The sequence below is a fragment of the Pseudomonas sp. GW823-FHT06E10 genome (assembly GCF_058794995.1).
The window spans coordinates 1-15,973 of record NZ_JBXAHJ010000013.1; the positions used below are offsets into that span (position 1 = coordinate 1).

Annotated in this window: 19 protein-coding genes; 8 read left to right on the forward strand and 11 right to left on the reverse strand. The window is 59.8% G+C overall.

The genetic code is table 11. The features are described from left to right. Positions 1-107 precede the first annotated feature (107 nt). Positions 108-866, reverse strand: a complete 759-nt coding sequence (locus AC1Q6Y_RS20215) for a Nif3-like dinuclear metal center hexameric protein (protein WP_492625041.1) — start codon at positions 864-866, stop codon at positions 108-110. Positions 867-969: 103 nt separating this feature from the next. Here AC1Q6Y_RS20215 and algW point away from each other — a divergent pair, with 103 nt between their 5' ends. Then, on the forward strand, positions 970-2,130 hold the full coding sequence (gene algW / locus AC1Q6Y_RS20220; protein WP_057716410.1) for a Do family serine endopeptidase AlgW: 1,161 nt from the start codon (positions 970-972) through the stop codon (positions 2,128-2,130). A gap of 137 nt (positions 2,131-2,267) precedes the next feature. Here algW and hisC read toward each other — a convergent pair whose 3' ends face one another. The 10 genes from hisC to AC1Q6Y_RS20270 form a co-directional block, all read right to left on the reverse strand. Beyond that, entirely contained in the window at positions 2,268-3,320 is a 1,053-nt protein-coding gene (gene hisC / locus AC1Q6Y_RS20225; RefSeq protein WP_154861588.1) for a histidinol-phosphate transaminase, read from the reverse strand. Positions 3,321-3,322: 2 nt separating this feature from the next. Next, positions 3,323-4,660, reverse strand: coding sequence for a histidinol dehydrogenase (gene hisD / locus AC1Q6Y_RS20230; protein WP_057716412.1), 1,338 nt, complete (start codon positions 4,658-4,660; stop codon positions 3,323-3,325). A gap of 126 nt (positions 4,661-4,786) precedes the next feature. Further along, positions 4,787-5,422, reverse strand: a complete 636-nt coding sequence (hisG, locus tag AC1Q6Y_RS20235) for an ATP phosphoribosyltransferase (RefSeq protein ID WP_008018703.1) — start codon at positions 5,420-5,422, stop codon at positions 4,787-4,789. Between the two features lie 125 nt (positions 5,423-5,547). Next, the gene (gene murA, locus AC1Q6Y_RS20240) at positions 5,548-6,813 is read right to left on the reverse strand and encodes a UDP-N-acetylglucosamine 1-carboxyvinyltransferase (protein WP_056728381.1); all 1,266 of its coding nucleotides are present in this window, start codon (positions 6,811-6,813) and stop codon (positions 5,548-5,550) included. Positions 6,814-6,835: 22 nt separating this feature from the next. Then, positions 6,836-7,075, reverse strand: a complete 240-nt coding sequence (locus AC1Q6Y_RS20245) for a BolA family protein (RefSeq protein ID WP_020796650.1) — start codon at positions 7,073-7,075, stop codon at positions 6,836-6,838. Between the two features lie 114 nt (positions 7,076-7,189). After that, positions 7,190-7,495 (reverse strand): STAS domain-containing protein, encoded by a 306-nt coding sequence (locus AC1Q6Y_RS20250; RefSeq protein WP_057716413.1) that lies wholly within the window; start codon positions 7,493-7,495, stop codon positions 7,190-7,192. Next, entirely contained in the window at positions 7,492-8,145 is a 654-nt protein-coding gene (locus tag AC1Q6Y_RS20255) for an MlaC/ttg2D family ABC transporter substrate-binding protein (protein WP_057716414.1), read from the reverse strand. Before AC1Q6Y_RS20255 ends, AC1Q6Y_RS20250 begins: the two co-directional genes overlap by 4 nt. 11 nt (positions 8,146-8,156) lie before the next feature. Continuing rightward, on the reverse strand, positions 8,157-8,624 hold the full coding sequence (mlaD, locus tag AC1Q6Y_RS20260) for an outer membrane lipid asymmetry maintenance protein MlaD (protein WP_007970271.1): 468 nt from the start codon (positions 8,622-8,624) through the stop codon (positions 8,157-8,159). Next, positions 8,624-9,421, reverse strand: a complete 798-nt coding sequence (mlaE, locus tag AC1Q6Y_RS20265; RefSeq protein WP_057716415.1) for a lipid asymmetry maintenance ABC transporter permease subunit MlaE — start codon at positions 9,419-9,421, stop codon at positions 8,624-8,626. The genes mlaD and mlaE overlap by 1 nt, the downstream gene beginning before the upstream one ends. After that, positions 9,421-10,230 (reverse strand): ATP-binding cassette domain-containing protein, encoded by an 810-nt coding sequence (locus tag AC1Q6Y_RS20270; RefSeq protein WP_007986707.1) that lies wholly within the window; start codon positions 10,228-10,230, stop codon positions 9,421-9,423. Before AC1Q6Y_RS20270 ends, mlaE begins: the two co-directional genes overlap by 1 nt. Positions 10,231-10,505: 275 nt before the next feature. On the opposite strand from AC1Q6Y_RS20270, the gene AC1Q6Y_RS20275 reads away from it, so the two are divergent. The 7 genes from AC1Q6Y_RS20275 to hpf all read left to right on the forward strand — a co-directional run bounded on the left by AC1Q6Y_RS20275 (position 10,506) and on the right by hpf (position 15,967). Beyond that, complete coding sequence (locus tag AC1Q6Y_RS20275) at positions 10,506-11,480, forward strand: KpsF/GutQ family sugar-phosphate isomerase (protein WP_057716416.1); 975 nt, start codon at positions 10,506-10,508, stop codon at positions 11,478-11,480. Then, positions 11,480-12,004 (forward strand): KdsC family phosphatase, encoded by a 525-nt coding sequence (locus AC1Q6Y_RS20280; protein ID WP_008018712.1) that lies wholly within the window; start codon positions 11,480-11,482, stop codon positions 12,002-12,004. Before AC1Q6Y_RS20275 ends, AC1Q6Y_RS20280 begins: the two co-directional genes overlap by 1 nt. A 7-nt stretch (positions 12,005-12,011) precedes the next feature. Then, positions 12,012-12,584 (forward strand): LPS export ABC transporter periplasmic protein LptC, encoded by a 573-nt coding sequence (gene lptC / locus AC1Q6Y_RS20285; RefSeq protein WP_057716417.1) that lies wholly within the window; start codon positions 12,012-12,014, stop codon positions 12,582-12,584. Then, positions 12,571-13,119 (forward strand): lipopolysaccharide transport periplasmic protein LptA, encoded by a 549-nt coding sequence (lptA, locus tag AC1Q6Y_RS20290; RefSeq protein ID WP_102669085.1) that lies wholly within the window; start codon positions 12,571-12,573, stop codon positions 13,117-13,119. The genes lptC and lptA overlap by 14 nt, the downstream gene beginning before the upstream one ends. Then, positions 13,119-13,844: an LPS export ABC transporter ATP-binding protein gene (lptB, locus tag AC1Q6Y_RS20295; RefSeq protein ID WP_008054366.1), complete on the forward strand. Its 726-nt coding sequence runs from the start codon at positions 13,119-13,121 to the stop codon at positions 13,842-13,844. Before lptA ends, lptB begins: the two co-directional genes overlap by 1 nt. Before the next feature lie 246 nt (positions 13,845-14,090). Further along, complete coding sequence (locus AC1Q6Y_RS20300; RefSeq protein ID WP_015093497.1) at positions 14,091-15,584, forward strand: RNA polymerase factor sigma-54; 1,494 nt, start codon at positions 14,091-14,093, stop codon at positions 15,582-15,584. A gap of 74 nt (positions 15,585-15,658) precedes the next feature. Further along, positions 15,659-15,967 carry a ribosome hibernation-promoting factor, HPF/YfiA family gene (hpf, locus tag AC1Q6Y_RS20305; protein ID WP_007941242.1) on the forward strand — a complete coding sequence of 103 codons (309 nt, stop codon included), beginning with the start codon at positions 15,659-15,661 and terminating at the stop codon, positions 15,965-15,967. Positions 15,968-15,973: the final 6 nt, after the last annotated feature.

Genomic DNA, 15,973 nt, shown 5'->3' on the forward strand with positions numbered 1-15,973 from the left:
TATCTGTCGCCAATAGCCATGGAGCAAAAAGCGGCATAAACACCGTAACCGGTGTCCGGGATTACTTGACCAGTTCAAGCTCGCTCCTACAGGAAGAGGGTGCGCTTTCAGATGGGATTCGGGCAATCGATGAAGATGTGCTCCAGTGCAAACCGACGGGCCAGATAATCCCCCAGCGCCTGAACGCCGTAGCGCTCGGTCGCATGGTGACCGGCGGCGATGAAGCTGATGTCGTTTTCCCTGGCGCTGTGGAAGGTTTGCTCGGAAGCCTCGCCGCTGAGGTACAGATCGACACCCGCCAGAATGGCTTGATCGATGTAACCCTGGCCACCACCGGTGCACCAGCCGACGCGGCGTACCATGGCGCTGCCTTCGATCAACAGCGGCTCACGCCCCATCACTTCCTGGACGCGGCGGGCGAAATCCCGGGGCATCATTGGCTCGTTCAACGAGCCGACCAGGCCGACAATCTTCAGGTTGTCCGGATCCAGCGGTCCTTCGACGGTGATGTCGAGCTGTCGCGCGAGCTGCGTGTTATTGCCGACGTCCGGGTGCAGGTCCAGCGGAAGGTGATAGGACAACAGGCTGATATCGTGCTTGAGCAGGGTCTTCAAGCGGCGCTGCTTCATGCCGGTGATGCACGGGTTTTCACCTTTCCAGAAGTAGCCATGATGCACCAGCACCAGGTCTGCGTTGGCCTCCACGGCCGCATCGAGCAGGGCCTGGCTGGCGGTGACCCCACTGACAATGCGCATCACTTGTGGCCGCCCCTCGACCTGCAGGCCGTTGGGGCAATAATCGGCGATTTTGGCGCTGTTGAGGTAGCGGTCGGCTTCTTCGACCAGGGTGCTCAGGGCGACGGCCATAAAAGACTCCTAAATATCCCGTTCAGAGGCGCGTGCGGCCTCGTATAATGCGCGTCATTATGAGCGGTCTCAGACCGCCTGCAACTCTCTCAGGAACTGCTTAATGCTCAAGGCGCTGCGTTTTTCCGGCTGGCCGCTGTTGGCCGGCGTGCTTGTCGCTCTTTTGATAATCCAGCGTTACCCGCAATGGGTCGGGCTCCCGAGCCTCGACGTCAATCTGCAACAAGCGCCGCAAACCACCAGCATGCAGCAGGGTCCGGTGTCTTATGCCGAAGCGGTATCCACCGCGGCGCCATCGGTGGTGAACCTGTACACCACCAAAGTCATCAACAAACCCAACCATCCGCTGTTCGAAGATCCGCAGTTTCGTCGCTTCTTCGGCGATAACTCGCCCAAGCAGAAACGCATGGAGTCGAGCCTCGGTTCCGGCGTGATCATGAGCCCGGAAGGCTACATCCTGACCAACAACCACGTGACCAGCGGTGCCGACCAGATCGTGGTGGCGCTCAAGGACGGCCGGGAAACCCTGGCGCGAGTGATCGGCAGCGACCCGGAGACCGACCTCGCGGTTCTGAAAATCGACTTGAAAAACCTGCCGGCGATCACCGTGGGGCGTTCCGACAACATCCGCATCGGCGATGTGGCGCTGGCCATCGGCAACCCCTTCGGCGTCGGCCAGACCGTAACCATGGGCATCATCAGCGCCACCGGGCGCAATCAATTGGGCCTGAACAACTACGAAGACTTCATCCAGACCGATGCGGCGATCAACCCGGGCAACTCAGGCGGTGCGCTGGTGGATGCCATCGGCAACCTGACCGGCATCAACACGGCGATCTTTTCCAAGTCCGGGGGCTCCCAGGGCATTGGGTTCGCAATCCCCGTGAAGCTGGCGATGGAAGTGATGAAGTCGATCATCGAGCACGGCCAGGTGATTCGTGGCTGGCTGGGTATCGAGGTGCAGCCGCTGACCCAGGAACTGGCCGAGTCGTTCGGCTTGTCCGGTCGTCCAGGCATTGTCGTGGCGGGAATTTTCCGCGATGGCCCGGCACAGAAGGCCGGTCTGCAACTGGGTGATGTGATTCTTGCCATCGATGGCGAACCGGCCGGTGATGGCCGTCGCTCGATGAATCAGGTAGCGCGGATCAAGCCGACCGACAAGGTCGCGATCGAGGTGATGCGCAACGGCAAGGAGCTCAAGCTGATGGCTGAAGTCGGCCTGCGTCCGCCGCCGGCTCCGATCAAGGAAAAAGAAGAAGAGTAAGCGGACAACCCAAAAACCTGTGGGAGCGAGCTTGCTCCGGGCGGCGCTCCGACGATGAGGCAATAACATTCAACATACTCGTTGACTGTAAATCCGCTATCGCGAGCAAGCTCGCTCCCACAGGGTCGTGCCTGGTTTTACAAGTCGCCCAGGCCGTCGATCAGCGCCTGATTCTGCTCCGGCGTGCCGATGGAGATCCGCAGGAACTGGGCAATCCGCTCCTGCTTGAAGTGCCGGACGATCACGCCTTGCTCGCGCAGCTTCGCCGCAAGCCCCGCCGCATCGTGCCGGGGGTGACGGGCAAAAATGAAGTTCGCCGCCGATGGCAGCACTTCAAAACCCTTCTCCTCCAGCTGTGCAACGACCTTCTCGCGATTCTCGATCACCAACCGGCAGGTCTTGTCGAAATACTCGCGATCCTCGAACGCGGCGGCAGCGCCGACATTCGCCATGCGATCCAGCGGATAGGAGTTGAAGCTGTTCTTGATCCGCTCCAGCGCCTCGATCAGGTCCGGATGGCCGACCGCCAATCCAACCCGCAGGCCCGCCAGGGAACGGGACTTGGACAGGGTCTGGGTCACCAGCAGGTTCGGATAACGGTCCACCAGGGTGATTGCCGTCTCGCCACCGAAGTCGATGTAGGCCTCGTCGACCACCACCACCGAATCCGGGCTTGCCTTGAGAATCTGCTCCACCGCTTCCAGCGCCAACAGGCAGCCGGTCGGCGCGTTCGGGTTGGGGAAGATGATCCCGCCGTTCGGCCTGGCATAGTCCGCCGGGTTGATCTGGAACTGCTCGTCCAGCGGCACCGCGTCGAACTTGATGCCGTACAAACCGCAGTAGACCGGGTAGAAGCTGTAGCTGATGTCCGGGAACAACAGCGGCTGATCGTGCTGCAGCAAACCGTGGAAGATGTGCGCCAGCACTTCATCGGAACCGTTGCCGAGGAACACTTGATTGCTTTGAACACCGTAGTACCTGGCGACCGCGTTCTTCAGCAGATCGCTGTTCGGGTCCGGGTACAGACGCAGGTTGTCGTTCAGTTCGGTTTGCATCGCGGCCAAGGCTTTGGGCGATGGACCGTACGGATTTTCATTGGTGTTTAGCTTCACCAGTTTTGCCAGCTTCGGCTGCTCGCCCGGGACGTAAGGCACCAGATTCTTGACGAACGGGCTCCAGAATTTACTCATGTTCAGTTCCCCTGCCCTTGTGGAAAGTCTTCGTCGACGATGCGGTACTCGGCGCTACGCGCGTGGGCGGTCAGCGATTCGCCACGGGCCAGCACGGAAGCGGTTTTGCCCAACTCGGAAGCGCCCTGCTCGGAACAGAAGATGATCGACGAGCGTTTCTGGAAGTCATACACACCCAGCGGCGAGGAGAAACGCGCGGTGCCGGAGGTCGGCAACACGTGGTTGGGACCTGCGCAGTAGTCGCCCAAGGCTTCAGAAGTGTGGCGGCCCATGAAGATCGCGCCGGCGTGGCGGATCTGCGGCAGCCAGGCTTGTGGATCGGCAACGGACAATTCGAGGTGCTCCGGCGCGATGCGGTTGGCCACTTCGATGGCTTGCTCCATGTCGCGCACCTTGATCAGTGCACCACGGCCATTGATCGAGGTTTCGATGATCGCGGCGCGCTCCATGGTCGGCATCAGCTTGGCGATGCTGGCGGCGACCTTGTCGAGGAATTCGGCGTCGGGGCTGACCAGAATCGCCTGGGCGTCTTCGTCGTGCTCGGCCTGGGAGAACAGGTCCATGGCGATCCAGTCCGGATCGGTCTGGCCGTCGCACACCACCAGGATCTCGGAGGGACCGGCGATCATGTCGATTCCGACCTGGCCAAACACGTGGCGCTTGGCGGTGGCGACATAGATGTTGCCCGGGCCGACCACTTTATCGACCTTCGGCACGCTTTCGGTGCCGTAAGCCAATGCGGCAACGGCTTGAGCGCCACCGATGGTGAACACACGGTCGACGCCGGCGATGCAGGCAGCGGCCAGCACCAGTTCATTGATTTCACCGCGCGGGGTCGGCACGACCATGACCACTTCGGTGACGCCGGCGACCTTGGCCGGAATCGCGTTCATCAACACCGACGACGGGTACGACGCCTTGCCACCCGGAACGTACAGGCCGGCACGGTCCAGCGGCGTGACTTTCTGGCCCAGCACGGTGCCGTCGGCCTCGGTGTAGCTCCAGGAGTCCTGCTTCTGTTTTTCGTGGTAGCTGCGCACACGGGCGGCGGCGACTTCCAGCGCTTCGCGTTGGGCCACGGTAATGCGCGTCAGTGCCAATTCCAGACGCTCACGCGGCAGGATCAGGTCGGCCATGGACTTCACGTCCAGGCCGTCGAACTGGCGGGTAAAGTCCACCAGTGCCGCGTCGCCACGCTCACGCACAGCCTTGATGATGTCCAGCACCCGCTGATTGACCGAGTCGTCAGACACACTTTCCCAGCTCAGCAGATGATCCAGATGATGCGCGAAATCCGGGTCAGCAGCGTTGAGTCGGCGAATTGCAGTCGGTGCGGTCATAGCGAGAGCCTCATAGGAATGGCAAAAACTCAGGCGCCCTAACTTAGCAGTCGTTTCCGCTTGGGCACCTGAGAATTCTGGCTATGAGGCGGATAGACGGGCGCGACTTAACGTCGCGCAGGTGAATCAGCCGCGGTGTCGAGACTCCACTGCCTTGCGCAGGGTGTCGATCAACGCCTGGATACGGGCGTGCTGCATCTTCATCGAAGCTTTGTTGACGATCAGCCGGGAGCTGATGGCAGCAATGAAATCCTGTGGCTCCAGACCGTTGGCCCGCAGCGTGTTACCAGTGTCGACCACGTCGATGATCTTGTCCGCCAGGCCGATCAGCGGCGCCAGCTCCATCGAACCGTAGAGTTTGATGATGTCGACCTGACGGCCCTGCTCGGCGTAGTAGCGCTTGGCAACGTTGACGAACTTGGTGGCGATACGCAGGCGGCCCTTGGGCTCGACCGCGCCGACCTTGCCGGCGGTCATCAGCTTGCACTGGGCAATTTGCAGGTCCAGCGGCTCATACAGGCCCTGGCCGCCGTATTCCATCAGCACATCTTTACCGGCGACACCGAGGTCGGCGGCACCATGCTCGACGTAAGTCGGCACATCGGTGGCACGCACGATCAGCAGGCGTACATCTTCCTGGGTCGTGGGAATGATCAGCTTGCGGCTCTTGTCCGGATTCTCGGTCGGCACGATGCCCGCTTCAGCCAGAAGCGGCAGGGTGTCGTCAAGGATGCGGCCCTTGGACAGTGCGATGGTCAACATGGGAAACGTCAGTCCTTATCAAGGTACTCATGCCCGGTCGCAAATGGCGCCGGACACACATCGAGCCGAAAACGGCTCGACTTCAACAAATCAACGGGCATGTCCTTATGCCCATACAGCAGGGACTAGCCCGGAACGCGACGGATCTTGGCGCCCAGCATCTGCAGTTTTTCTTCGATGCACTCGTAGCCACGGTCTATGTGGTAGATGCGGTCGATCAGCGTGTCGCCTTCGGCGATCAGGGCCGAGATCACCAGGCTGGCCGAAGCACGCAGGTCGGTCGCCATCACTGGCGCGCCCTTGAGCTTTTCGGTGCCGGTGACGATGGCGGTGTTGCCTTCGACCTGGATCTTGGCGCCCATGCGGTGCAGCTCGTAGACGTGCATGAAGCGGTTTTCGAAGATCGTCTCGATCACAGCGCCGGTGCCTTCGGCAATGGCGTTGAGGGAGATGAACTGCGCCTGCATGTCGGTCGGGAACGCCGGGTACGGAGCGGTCCGCACGTTGACGGCTTTCGGACGCTTACCGTGCATGTTCAGCTCGATCCAGTCTTCGCCACAGGTGATTTCGGCACCGGACTCACGGAGTTTTTCCAGAACGGCTTCGAGGATGGTCGGATCCGTATCCTTGACCTTCACACGACCACCGGTCACCGCCGCCGCCACCAGATAGGTGCCGGTTTCGATGCGGTCAGGCATTACTTTATAAGTGGTGGTGTGCAGACGCTCGACGCCATCGATGGTGATGGTATCGGTACCGGCGCCGGAAACCTTGGCGCCCATGGCGTTCAGGAAGTTCGCCAGGTCGACCACTTCAGGCTCGCGAGCGGCGTTTTGCAGGACGCTACGGCCCTTGGCCAAGGCCGCGGCCATCATGATGTTTTCGGTACCGGTCACACTGACGGTATCGAAGAAGAAGTGCGCACCGCGCAGGCCACCTTCAGGCGCCTTGGCCTTGATGTAGCCGCCTTCGACGTCGATGACGGCGCCCATGGCTTCCAGGCCACGGATGTGCAGGTCAACCGGACGCGAACCGATGGCGCAACCGCCAGGCAAGGCGACTTCGGCTTCACCGAAACGAGCAACCATCGGACCGAGCACCAGAATCGACGCACGCATGGTTTTAACCAGTTCGTAAGGTGCGACCAGGGTCTTGATGGTGCGCGGGTCGATTTCGACGGCCAGCTTCTCGTCGATCACAGGTTCGATACCCATGCGCCCGAACAGCTCGATCATGGTGGTGATGTCGTGCAGGTGCGGCAGGTTGGCCACAGTCACCGGGCCATCGCACAGCAGGGTAGCCGCCAGGATCGGCAGGGCAGAGTTCTTTGCCCCGGAGATGCGGATCTCGCCGTCAAGACGAGCACCGCCAGTAATAATCAATTTATCCATAAGAATCTCGACGCCCTTGGGCTCAGGTGCGCTCGGCCCAGGCCGCGCTGCTGAAAAATTTCATAGTGACCGCATGGATGCTGCCATCGGTGATCCATGGGTTCAAATGGGCATAGACCTGCTGCTGACGCTTGACCGGGCTCAACGCCGCCAGTTCATCGCTAATCACGTTCAGCTGGAAATTGCAGCCTTCGCCCTCGACTTCTACTTTCGTTCCGGGCAGCTTTCCTTCAAGAAAGCTCTTAACTTCGTTGGCCTGCATGCTCAACCTCAATCGGCGCCCTGTGCGCGCGGGTCGGACATCATACAAAAAAGCCCCGCGCCTGCGAACCCCGCCAAGCAGGACTCAGACGGGGGGCTTCTTCATAGATGCGGGTTAGGGACGCGCCAACAGCTCGGTCAGCTCGCTGACCTGAGCGATTTCACGCATGTCTTCCGGCATCCCACGGATGCTCAGGGCCTTGCCGGCCTCCTGCGCATCACGGATAAAGCACAGCAGCAACGACAAACCGACACTGCTGGACTTGGTTACCGCCGAGCAATCGACCACCAGCGCTGCAGCGTTGCTGGCCTTGATCAGCGCCTTGCCCTGCTCGCGCAGGCCAGGGCCGGTGCGGTAATCCAGCACGCCACTGAGTCGCAACTCGCCCGCTTCGTCCATCTGGACTGCCGACTCACTCATTGGGCTGACTGCTCTGGTTTCTTGTCGGTGGCTTCCTTGGCCTTGGCGACTTCCCCGGCCCAACCATTGATGGTCTTGTCCAGGTCGTTGCCATTGCGCTGCATCGCGTCGGCGAACTGATCGCGGAACAGCTTGCCGATATTGATGCCATTGATGATGACGTTACGCAGTTTCCACTCGCCGTTGATCTTTTCCAGCGTGTAGGACACTGGATAGATCGCGCCGCTGCTGCCTTTGACAGTCATGCCTACACTGGTACGGTCGCCCGACTCGTCTTTGGCCGGTTCAACGGTGATGCCCTGGTTGTTGTACTCCAGCAAGGCATTGCCATAGAACTGGAACAGACCCTTCTTGAAGTTTTCTTCGAAGGTTTTCATCTGTGCAGGCGTAGCTTTGCGCGAGTACTTGACCGTCATGATGCTCTTGGAAATACCCTCGGCATCCACGACCGGCCCGACGATGGTGTTCAGTGCCGCATAAAAGTCTTGCGGATCCTGCTTGTACTTCTCTTTGTTTGCCGCCAGGTCCGCGAGCATACGGTTGGTTGTGTCCTGCACCAGATCGTGCGCCGAAGTCGCCGCTACGGCGTGGGACACCAACGGAAACACCGCGAGCATTACCAACAGGCCACGTCGCAAGATAGAGATCATTTAACAGTTCCTCATTTAGCTTCTTTGCTAACGGTATTGAGCAGGAATTTACCGATCAGGTCTTCGAGCACCAGCGATGACTGCGTGTCATGGATGGTTCCACCATCCTTGAGCAGGGTGTCTTCCCCGCCCACGCTGATACCGATGTACTTCTCGCCCAACAGGCCAGCAGTCAGGATAGATGCAGTGGAGTCCGCCGGCAGATTATCGATGCGTTTTTCCAGCTGCATGGTCACCCGACCGGTGAAACTGTCGCGATCCAGATCGATGGCCGTGACCTTGCCGATGGTCACACCGGCCATGGTCACCTTTGCTCTGACCGTCAAACCGGCGATATTGTCGAAGTAGGCGTAAAGTTTATACGTGTCGGTGCTCGGAGTCGGGGACAGGCCACTGACCCGCAACGCCAACAAAAGCAAAGCCAGGATGCCAGCCAGCAAGAAAAGGCCGACACCGATTTCCAGGGTGCGGTTTTGCATCAGAAATCTCCAAACATCAAGGCGGTCAGAATAAAGTCCAGGCCGAGTACTGCCAACGAGGCATATACAACGGTCTTGGTAGTGGCACGACTGATCCCCTCGGAAGTGGGTTCGCAGTCATAGCCTTGGAATACGGCGATCCAGGTCACGACAAAGGCAAAGACGATACTTTTGATGATCCCGTTGAGCACATCGTCGGCGAACGTCACGCTGTTCTGCATGTTCGACCAGTAGGAGCCCTCATAGACCCCCAGCCAGTCGACCGCTACCCACGAGCCGCCCCAGATACCCACCACGCTGAAAATCATCGCCAGCACCGGCAGGGAAATGAAACCGGCCCACAGGCGTGGCGCGATGATGTACTTGAGCGGGTCGACCCCGATCATTTCCAGGCTGGACAACTGCTCGGTGGACTTCATGTTGCCGATTTCGGCGGTCAACGCCGAACCTGCGCGCCCGGCGAACAGCAAGGCGGTCACTACCGGCCCCAGTTCACGCAGCAGCGTCAGCGCCACCATCTGCCCGACAGCCTGCTCCGAACCATAGCTGGAAAGAATGTTGAAGCCCTGCAGCGCCAGCACCATGCCGATGAACACCCCGGAGACCACGATGATCACCAGGGACATCACGCCCACCGAATGCAACTGCTTGACCAGCAGCCCGAAGCCGCCACCGATACCGCCCCGGCCGAGCAAGGCATGGAACAGGAACAGGCTCGAACGCCCGAACACCGCCAGCACATCGATGCCGGCCTGGCCGAAGCGGCGAACGCGCTCCATCAATGAAATTCTGCGCATCAGCGCTTCCCCAGAAGATCTGCGCGGTAATCCGTCGCTGGAAAGTGGTACGGAACCGGGCCATCGGGTTCGCCGGTCATGAACTGACGAATGCGCGGTTCATCCGAATTCATCAACTCGTCAGGCGTCCCCTGCCCCAACACCTGACCATCGCCCACCACATAAATGTAGTCGGCAATGCTCGCGGTCTCGGCCAGGTCGTGGGATACCACGATGCTGGTGATGCCCAGCGCATCGTTGAGCAACCGGATGAGGCGCACCAGAACGCCCATTGCGATGGGGTCCTGGCCGACAAAGGGCTCGTCGTACATGAGGATCTGCGGGTCGAGCGCAATCGCCCGGGCCAGCGCAACACGGCGCTTCATGCCGCCGGAAAGCTCGTCGGGCATCAGTTCGATAGCACCGCGCAAGCCCACGGCCTGCAATTTGAGCAGGACAATGTCGCGGATCATTTCATCCGGCAGCTGGGTATGAACACGCAACGGAAAAGCGACGTTCTCGAAGACATCGAGGTCGGTAAACAGTGCGCCGCTCTGAAACAGCACGCCCATGTGCTTGCGCGCGTCGAACAGGTCGCTGCGCGACAGTTTTGGCAGGTTCTGACCGTTGACCCAGACTTCGCCCTTGGTGGGCCGCAACTGGGCGCCCATCAGACGCAAGAGCGTGGTCTTGCCACACCCGGAAGGCCCCATGATGCCGGTGACCTTGCCGCGTGGGATACGGATATCGACATTATTGAAAATGCTGCGCGCACCGCGCTTGAAGGACAGTCCCTTCAGCTCGACCGCGTAGGCGTTATCGGCACTCATCTAAACTCCTTGCGATGCAGCCTCTCACTCGGACGCCTGGCTTTCTGACAAAAGCACATACCTCCCGGGCAGGCCGAACTGGCGGCGAACTATATCACTGCAACGGCTGCGCGCCCAAGGCCAAAGCCAGGTCATGTTCAGCCGCATGACAGGTTGAAGGCCCCGTTTAGAAGGTTTCCGGCAACAAGGATGGCAATGCGCGACGAACTAGCGTGAGGGATTCGATCATAACCGTTATAATCGCCGCCTTTTCATCAGGCTATACGATTTCTGACATGAGCCAATCCAGCGACCTGATTCAATCTGCACAACGCACCATCCGCCTCGAGGTAGAAGCCGTGCAAGGCCTGCTACCCCATATCGACGCAGATTTCGTACGCGCTTGCGAGATGATTCTGGCCAGCAAAGGCCGCGTGGTCGTGGTCGGCATGGGCAAGTCGGGACACATCGGCAACAAGATTGCCGCGACCTTGGCCAGCACCGGCACCACGGCGTTTTTTGTGCACCCGGCTGAAGCCAGCCACGGTGACATGGGCATGATTACCCGCGACGACATCATTCTGGCGCTCTCGAATTCCGGCTCCACCAATGAAATCGTGACCCTGCTGCCACTGATCAAGCGCCTGGGCATTCAGTTGATCAGCGTGACCGGCAAGCCTGACTCGCCGCTAGCCAAGGCCGCCGAGGTCAACCTGAATGTTCACGTCGAGCACGAAGCCTGTCCGTTGAACCTGGCCCCCACCTCGTCGACCACCGCCGCCCTGGTCATGGGCGATGCCTTGGCAGTCGCGCTGCTGGAAGCCCGTGGCTTTACCGCCGAAGACTTCGCCTTTTCCCATCCCGGCGGCGCCTTGGGCCGACGCCTGCTGCTGAAAGTGGAAAATGTCATGCACGCCGGGCAAGAGTTACCGCAGGTACAGCGCGGCACCCTGCTGAAGGACGCGCTAATGGAAATGACCCGCAAAGGCCTGGGCATGACCGTGATCCTGGAAGCCGACGGAAAGCTGGCCGGGATCTTTACTGACGGTGACTTGCGTCGCACGCTGGACCGTAGCATCGACATCCATAGCGCTACCATCGACCAGGTCATGACAGCACACGGCAAGACTGCCCGCGCCGAGATGCTCGCCGCCGAAGCGCTGAAAATCATGGAAGACCATAAAATCAACGCGCTGGTCGTAGTCGACAGTGAAGACCGCCCGGTCGGCGCCTTGAACATGCACGACTTGCTGCGTGCAGGAGTAATGTGATGAGTGCGGACCTGCTGCAACGCGGCAAACAGATCAAGCTGGCGGTGTTCGATGTCGATGGCGTGCTGACCGATGGGCGCCTGTACTTCCTCGAAGACGGCAGCGAGTTCAAGACGTTCAACACCCTCGACGGCCAGGGCATCAAGATGCTGATGGCCGCCGGCGTGCAGACCGCCATCATCAGTGGCCGCAAGACCCCGGTGGTCGAGCGGCGGGCCAAAAACCTCGGTATCCCGCACCTCTATCAGGGGCGCGAGGATAAACTGGTGGTACTCGACGAACTGCTGGCCCAACTCAACTTGAGCTATGAACAGGTGGCCTACCTCGGCGATGACCTGCCGGACCTGCCGGTGATTCGCCGCGTCGGCCTGGGCATGGCGGTGGCCAATGCCGCCAGCTTCGTGCGTGAACACGCCCACGGCATCACCCTCGCCCGTGGCGGCGAAGGTGCCGCTCGCGAATTCTGCGAATTGATCCTGCGCGCCCAGGACCGCCTCGACGCGGCCAATGCGGCGTACCTGTGAGCCCACTATGCTGAGCAAAAAATTTCGCAACACCCTGATGTTCAGTTGCATCGCGGCGATATTCGCTGCGGTTGGCTACTGGAACATCAGCCCGGAACGCTTCCTCGACAAGCCGGTAACGCCGGTCGATGAAAGCGCGATCGACTATTACGCCATCAACGCCCACAGCGTGCAGTACCTGCCCGACGGCAAGCTGCAATATGATCTGGTGTCCGACAAGGTCGAGCACGTGAAAGCGACCGAGGTGACATTGCTGACCAACCCCGACCTGAACGTGTTCCGCGGCACTGAATTCCCGTGGCACGTCCAGAGCCTGCGCGGCGAGGTCAACCCTGATGGCACACAGGTCGAACTGATCGATGACGTGCGCATCACGCGCTTCGACGAGAAAAACCGTAGAACCCTGATCACCAGCACCCGCATGACCGTGTTCCCGCAGCAGCAATATGCGCAGACCGAGCAAGACGTTAGAATCGACGGCGCTGGCGGTGTATCGACTGGCAAGGGAATGAAAGCGTATTTGAAAGAAAGCAGGATACACCTGCTATCGAACGTAAGAGGACAGTATGAGGCTCGTTAAAACCCTCCCGATTTTGCTCAGTCTGGGCGCAGCACTGGGAAGCGTGAGCGCCTGGGCTCTGCCGGAAGACCAACAGCAGCCTATCCGTATTCAGGCCGACGATGCCCAACTGGACGACAAGCAAGGTATTGCTACCTATAAGGGTGACGTGATCATCACCCAAGGCTCGATGAAGGTGACAGGCAACACCGTTACCATCACCCGCACCCCGGCTGGCGACATTGACGTAGTGACCTCGGTGGGCAACCTGGCGTACTTCGAGCAATTGCAAACGGCTGGCGACACCAAGCCTGTCCAGGGTTGGGGCGTGACGATCCAGTATCACGCTTCGCAAAATCGCGTCGTACTGATCGACAAGGCCAAAGTTGTCGACAAGGACAACAACGTCACCCAAGGCGAGAAAATTGTCTACGACACGGACAAGAAACTCGCCAGCGCCGGTCGAGCCACAGGCAGCAAGATCACCGAGGCGCGTCCGCGTATCGACATGGTGATCCAGCCGAAGAAGAAAACCGACGAGAAAAAGGCCCAGTAATGGCAACTCTGAAAGCTCAGCATCTGGCCAAGAGCTACAAGAGCCGCCAGGTCGTGCGTGACGTCAGCCTGTCCATCGACAGCGGCCAGATCGTCGGCCTGCTTGGCCCGAACGGCGCCGGCAAGACCACCTGCTTCTACATGATCGTCGGCCTGGTGCAAGCCGACCAGGGCCGCGTCCTGATCGATGACCTGGACGTCAGCCACCAACCGATGCACGGCCGCGCAAAGGCTGGTATCGGCTACTTGCCGCAAGAAGCATCGATCTTCCGCAAACTGTCGGTGGCCGACAACATCATGGCCATCCTCGAGACCCGCAAGGAACTCGACAAGGCCGGTCGTCGCAAGGAGCTGGAAAGCCTGCTGCAGGAATTCCACATCAGCCACATCCGCGACAACCTGGGCATGAGCCTGTCCGGTGGTGAGCGCCGTCGCGTGGAAATCGCCCGCGCCCTGGCCACCAACCCGAAATTCATCCTCCTCGACGAGCCCTTCGCCGGCGTGGACCCGATTTCGGTCGGCGACATCAAGCAGATCATTCACCACCTCAAGGCCAAGGGCATTGGCGTGCTGATCACGGACCACAACGTTCGTGAAACCCTGGATATCTGTGAAACCGCCTATATCGTCAATGACGGCCAACTGATTGCCGAAGGCGACGCAGAGACCATCCTGGCCAACGACCTGGTCAAGGAAGTGTATCTGGGCCATGAGTTCCGCCTGTAAGCGCTGAGCCGTGCCCAGGCAGTTGCCCGGGCACCTGACCAGCCACTCACCAGCGCTTCCGTGCCGACAAGCGTGGTCAGCCCTCGACAAGGGCAGCGCTGCAACACAGCTTTATAGTTTTTTATTGTTACAGCGCTCTAGGCAAACCCTTTAGTTTCAGGCATATAATTTGCTTAAGTTTGGCGCCCCGGCGCCCTGTAGTGGATGGCGCATGTGCGCCGGCGAATAAGGTGTTAAGCCCCTGCCATGAAACCATCGCTAGTCTTGAGAATGGGCCAGCAGCTGACGATGACACCGCAGCTGCAACAGGCCATCCGCCTGCTCCAATTGTCGACCCTGGACCTGCAACAGGAAATCCAGGAGGCCCTGGAGTCCAATCCGATGCTCGAACGCCAGGAAGAAGGCGACGACTTCGACAATTCCGACCCCCTGGCCGACAACGCCGAACAAAAGCCCAACACCGACATCCAGGAGCCCTCCTACCAGGAGAGCGCCCCGACGGTTGATAACCTCGATGAGGGTGACTGGAACGAGCGTATCCCCAACGAACTCCCCGTCGACACCGCGTGGGAAGATGTTTACCAGACCAGCGCCAGCAGCCTGCCCAGCAATGATGATGACGAGTGGGACTTCACCACCCGCACCTCGGCCGGCGAAAGCCTGCAGAGCCACTTGCTGTGGCAACTGAACCTGGCCCCGATGTCCGACACCGATCGCCTGATCGCCGTAACCCTGATCGACTGCATCAACAATCAGGGCTACCTGGACGAAACCCTCGAGGAAATCCTCGAAGCGTTCGACCCGGAACTGGACATCGAACTGGACGAAATCGAAGCCGTCCTGCACCGCATCCAGCAATTCGAGCCCGCCGGCATCGGCGCCCGCAACCTGGGCGAATGCCTGCTGCTGCAATTGCGCCAGCTGCCTGCCAAGACCCCTTGGCTGGCCGAGGCCAAGCGCCTGGTCACCGATTACATCGACCTGCTTGGCAGCCGCGACTACAGCCAGTTGATGCGTCGCATGAAGCTCAAGGAAGATGAGCTGCGCCAGGTCATCGAGCTGGTCCAGAGCCTCAACCCGCGCCCGGGCTCGCAGATCGAGTCCACCGAAGCCGAGTACGTCGTTCCTGACGTCATCGTGCGCAAGGACAACGAGCGCTGGCTGGTGGAGCTCAATCAGGAGTCGGTGCCACGGCTGCGGGTCAATGCCCAGTACGCCGGTTTCGTGCGCCGCGCCGACACCAGCGCCGACAATACCTTCATGCGCAATCAGTTGCAGGAGGCCCGCTGGTTCATCAAGAGCCTGCAAAGCCGCAATGAAACCCTGATGAAGGTTGCCACCCAGATCGTCGAGCATCAGCGCGGCTTTCTGGAGTACGGCGACGAAGCCATGAAGCCGCTGGTCCTGCATGACATCGCCGAAGCGGTCGGCATGCATGAATCGACGATTTCACGGGTGACCACCCAGAAGTTCATGCACACCCCCCGGGGCATTTATGAACTGAAGTACTTTTTTTCCAGTCACGTAAGCACCTCCGAAGGCGGCGAATGCTCGTCCACGGCGATCCGGGCGATCATCAAAAAACTGGTTGCAGCGGAAAATCAGAAAAAGCCGTTGAGTGACAGCAAGATCGCTGGTTTACTGGAGGCACAAGGCATTCAGGTGGCTCGCCGCACCGTCGCCAAGTACCGCGAATCCCTCGGGATCGCGCCTTCGAGCGAACGCAAGCGGTTGATGTAGGGCCACGCCACAGCGTTCCAGTGGTAGATCATCTGATCTGCCGCTTTATGCACTGGCAACGAAGGAGAAGCTGTATGCAAGTCAACATCAGTGGACACCAACTGGAAGTGACCGAACCTCTTCGCACCTACATCGGCGAAAAACTCGAACGATTGGAGCGACATTTCGACAAGATCACTAATGTGCAGGTCACGATGACCGTCGAAAAACTGAAGCAGAAAATCGAAGCCACGCTGCATATTCCCGGGAATGAAGTGGTCGCCAACGCGGAACATACCGATATGTATGCCGCGATCGACGCACTCACCGACAAGCTGGATAAACAACTCAAAAAGCATAAGGAAAAGACCCAGAGCCTCCTCCAGGGCGCAACCGGTCGTTAACACTCC

What these genes read in the sequence shown, in the direction of transcription:
- lptA (WP_102669085.1), top strand. Translation starts at nt 12,571, where the DNA reads ATGAGGCTCGTTAAAACCCTCCCGATTTTGCTCAGTCTGGGCGCAGCA.
- AC1Q6Y_RS20275 (WP_057716416.1), top strand. Translation starts at nt 10,506, where the DNA reads ATGAGCCAATCCAGCGACCTGATTCAATCTGCACAACGCACCATCCGC.
- hisD (WP_057716412.1), bottom strand. Translation starts at nt 4,660, where the DNA reads ATGACCGCACCGACTGCAATTCGCCGACTCAACGCTGCTGACCCGGAT.
- mlaE (WP_057716415.1), bottom strand. Translation starts at nt 9,421, where the DNA reads ATGCGCAGAATTTCATTGATGGAGCGCGTTCGCCGCTTCGGCCAGGCC.
- lptB (WP_008054366.1), top strand. Translation starts at nt 13,119, where the DNA reads ATGGCAACTCTGAAAGCTCAGCATCTGGCCAAGAGCTACAAGAGCCGC.
- AC1Q6Y_RS20245 (WP_020796650.1), bottom strand. Translation starts at nt 7,075, where the DNA reads ATGCAGGCCAACGAAGTTAAGAGCTTTCTTGAAGGAAAGCTGCCCGGA.
- hisC (WP_154861588.1), bottom strand. Translation starts at nt 3,320, where the DNA reads ATGAGTAAATTCTGGAGCCCGTTCGTCAAGAATCTGGTGCCTTACGTC.
- mlaD (WP_007970271.1), bottom strand. Translation starts at nt 8,624, where the DNA reads ATGCAAAACCGCACCCTGGAAATCGGTGTCGGCCTTTTCTTGCTGGCT.
- AC1Q6Y_RS20270 (WP_007986707.1), bottom strand. Translation starts at nt 10,230, where the DNA reads ATGAGTGCCGATAACGCCTACGCGGTCGAGCTGAAGGGACTGTCCTTC.
- AC1Q6Y_RS20250 (WP_057716413.1), bottom strand. Translation starts at nt 7,495, where the DNA reads ATGAGTGAGTCGGCAGTCCAGATGGACGAAGCGGGCGAGTTGCGACTC.
- lptC (WP_057716417.1), top strand. Translation starts at nt 12,012, where the DNA reads ATGCTGAGCAAAAAATTTCGCAACACCCTGATGTTCAGTTGCATCGCG.
- AC1Q6Y_RS20300 (WP_015093497.1), top strand. Translation starts at nt 14,091, where the DNA reads ATGAAACCATCGCTAGTCTTGAGAATGGGCCAGCAGCTGACGATGACA.
- algW (WP_057716410.1), top strand. Translation starts at nt 970, where the DNA reads ATGCTCAAGGCGCTGCGTTTTTCCGGCTGGCCGCTGTTGGCCGGCGTG.
- AC1Q6Y_RS20280 (WP_008018712.1), top strand. Translation starts at nt 11,480, where the DNA reads ATGAGTGCGGACCTGCTGCAACGCGGCAAACAGATCAAGCTGGCGGTG.
- hpf (WP_007941242.1), top strand. Translation starts at nt 15,659, where the DNA reads ATGCAAGTCAACATCAGTGGACACCAACTGGAAGTGACCGAACCTCTT.
- AC1Q6Y_RS20215 (WP_492625041.1), bottom strand. Translation starts at nt 866, where the DNA reads ATGGCCGTCGCCCTGAGCACCCTGGTCGAAGAAGCCGACCGCTACCTC.
- hisG (WP_008018703.1), bottom strand. Translation starts at nt 5,422, where the DNA reads ATGTTGACCATCGCACTGTCCAAGGGCCGCATCCTTGACGACACCCTG.
- murA (WP_056728381.1), bottom strand. Translation starts at nt 6,813, where the DNA reads ATGGATAAATTGATTATTACTGGCGGTGCTCGTCTTGACGGCGAGATC.
- AC1Q6Y_RS20255 (WP_057716414.1), bottom strand. Translation starts at nt 8,145, where the DNA reads ATGATCTCTATCTTGCGACGTGGCCTGTTGGTAATGCTCGCGGTGTTT.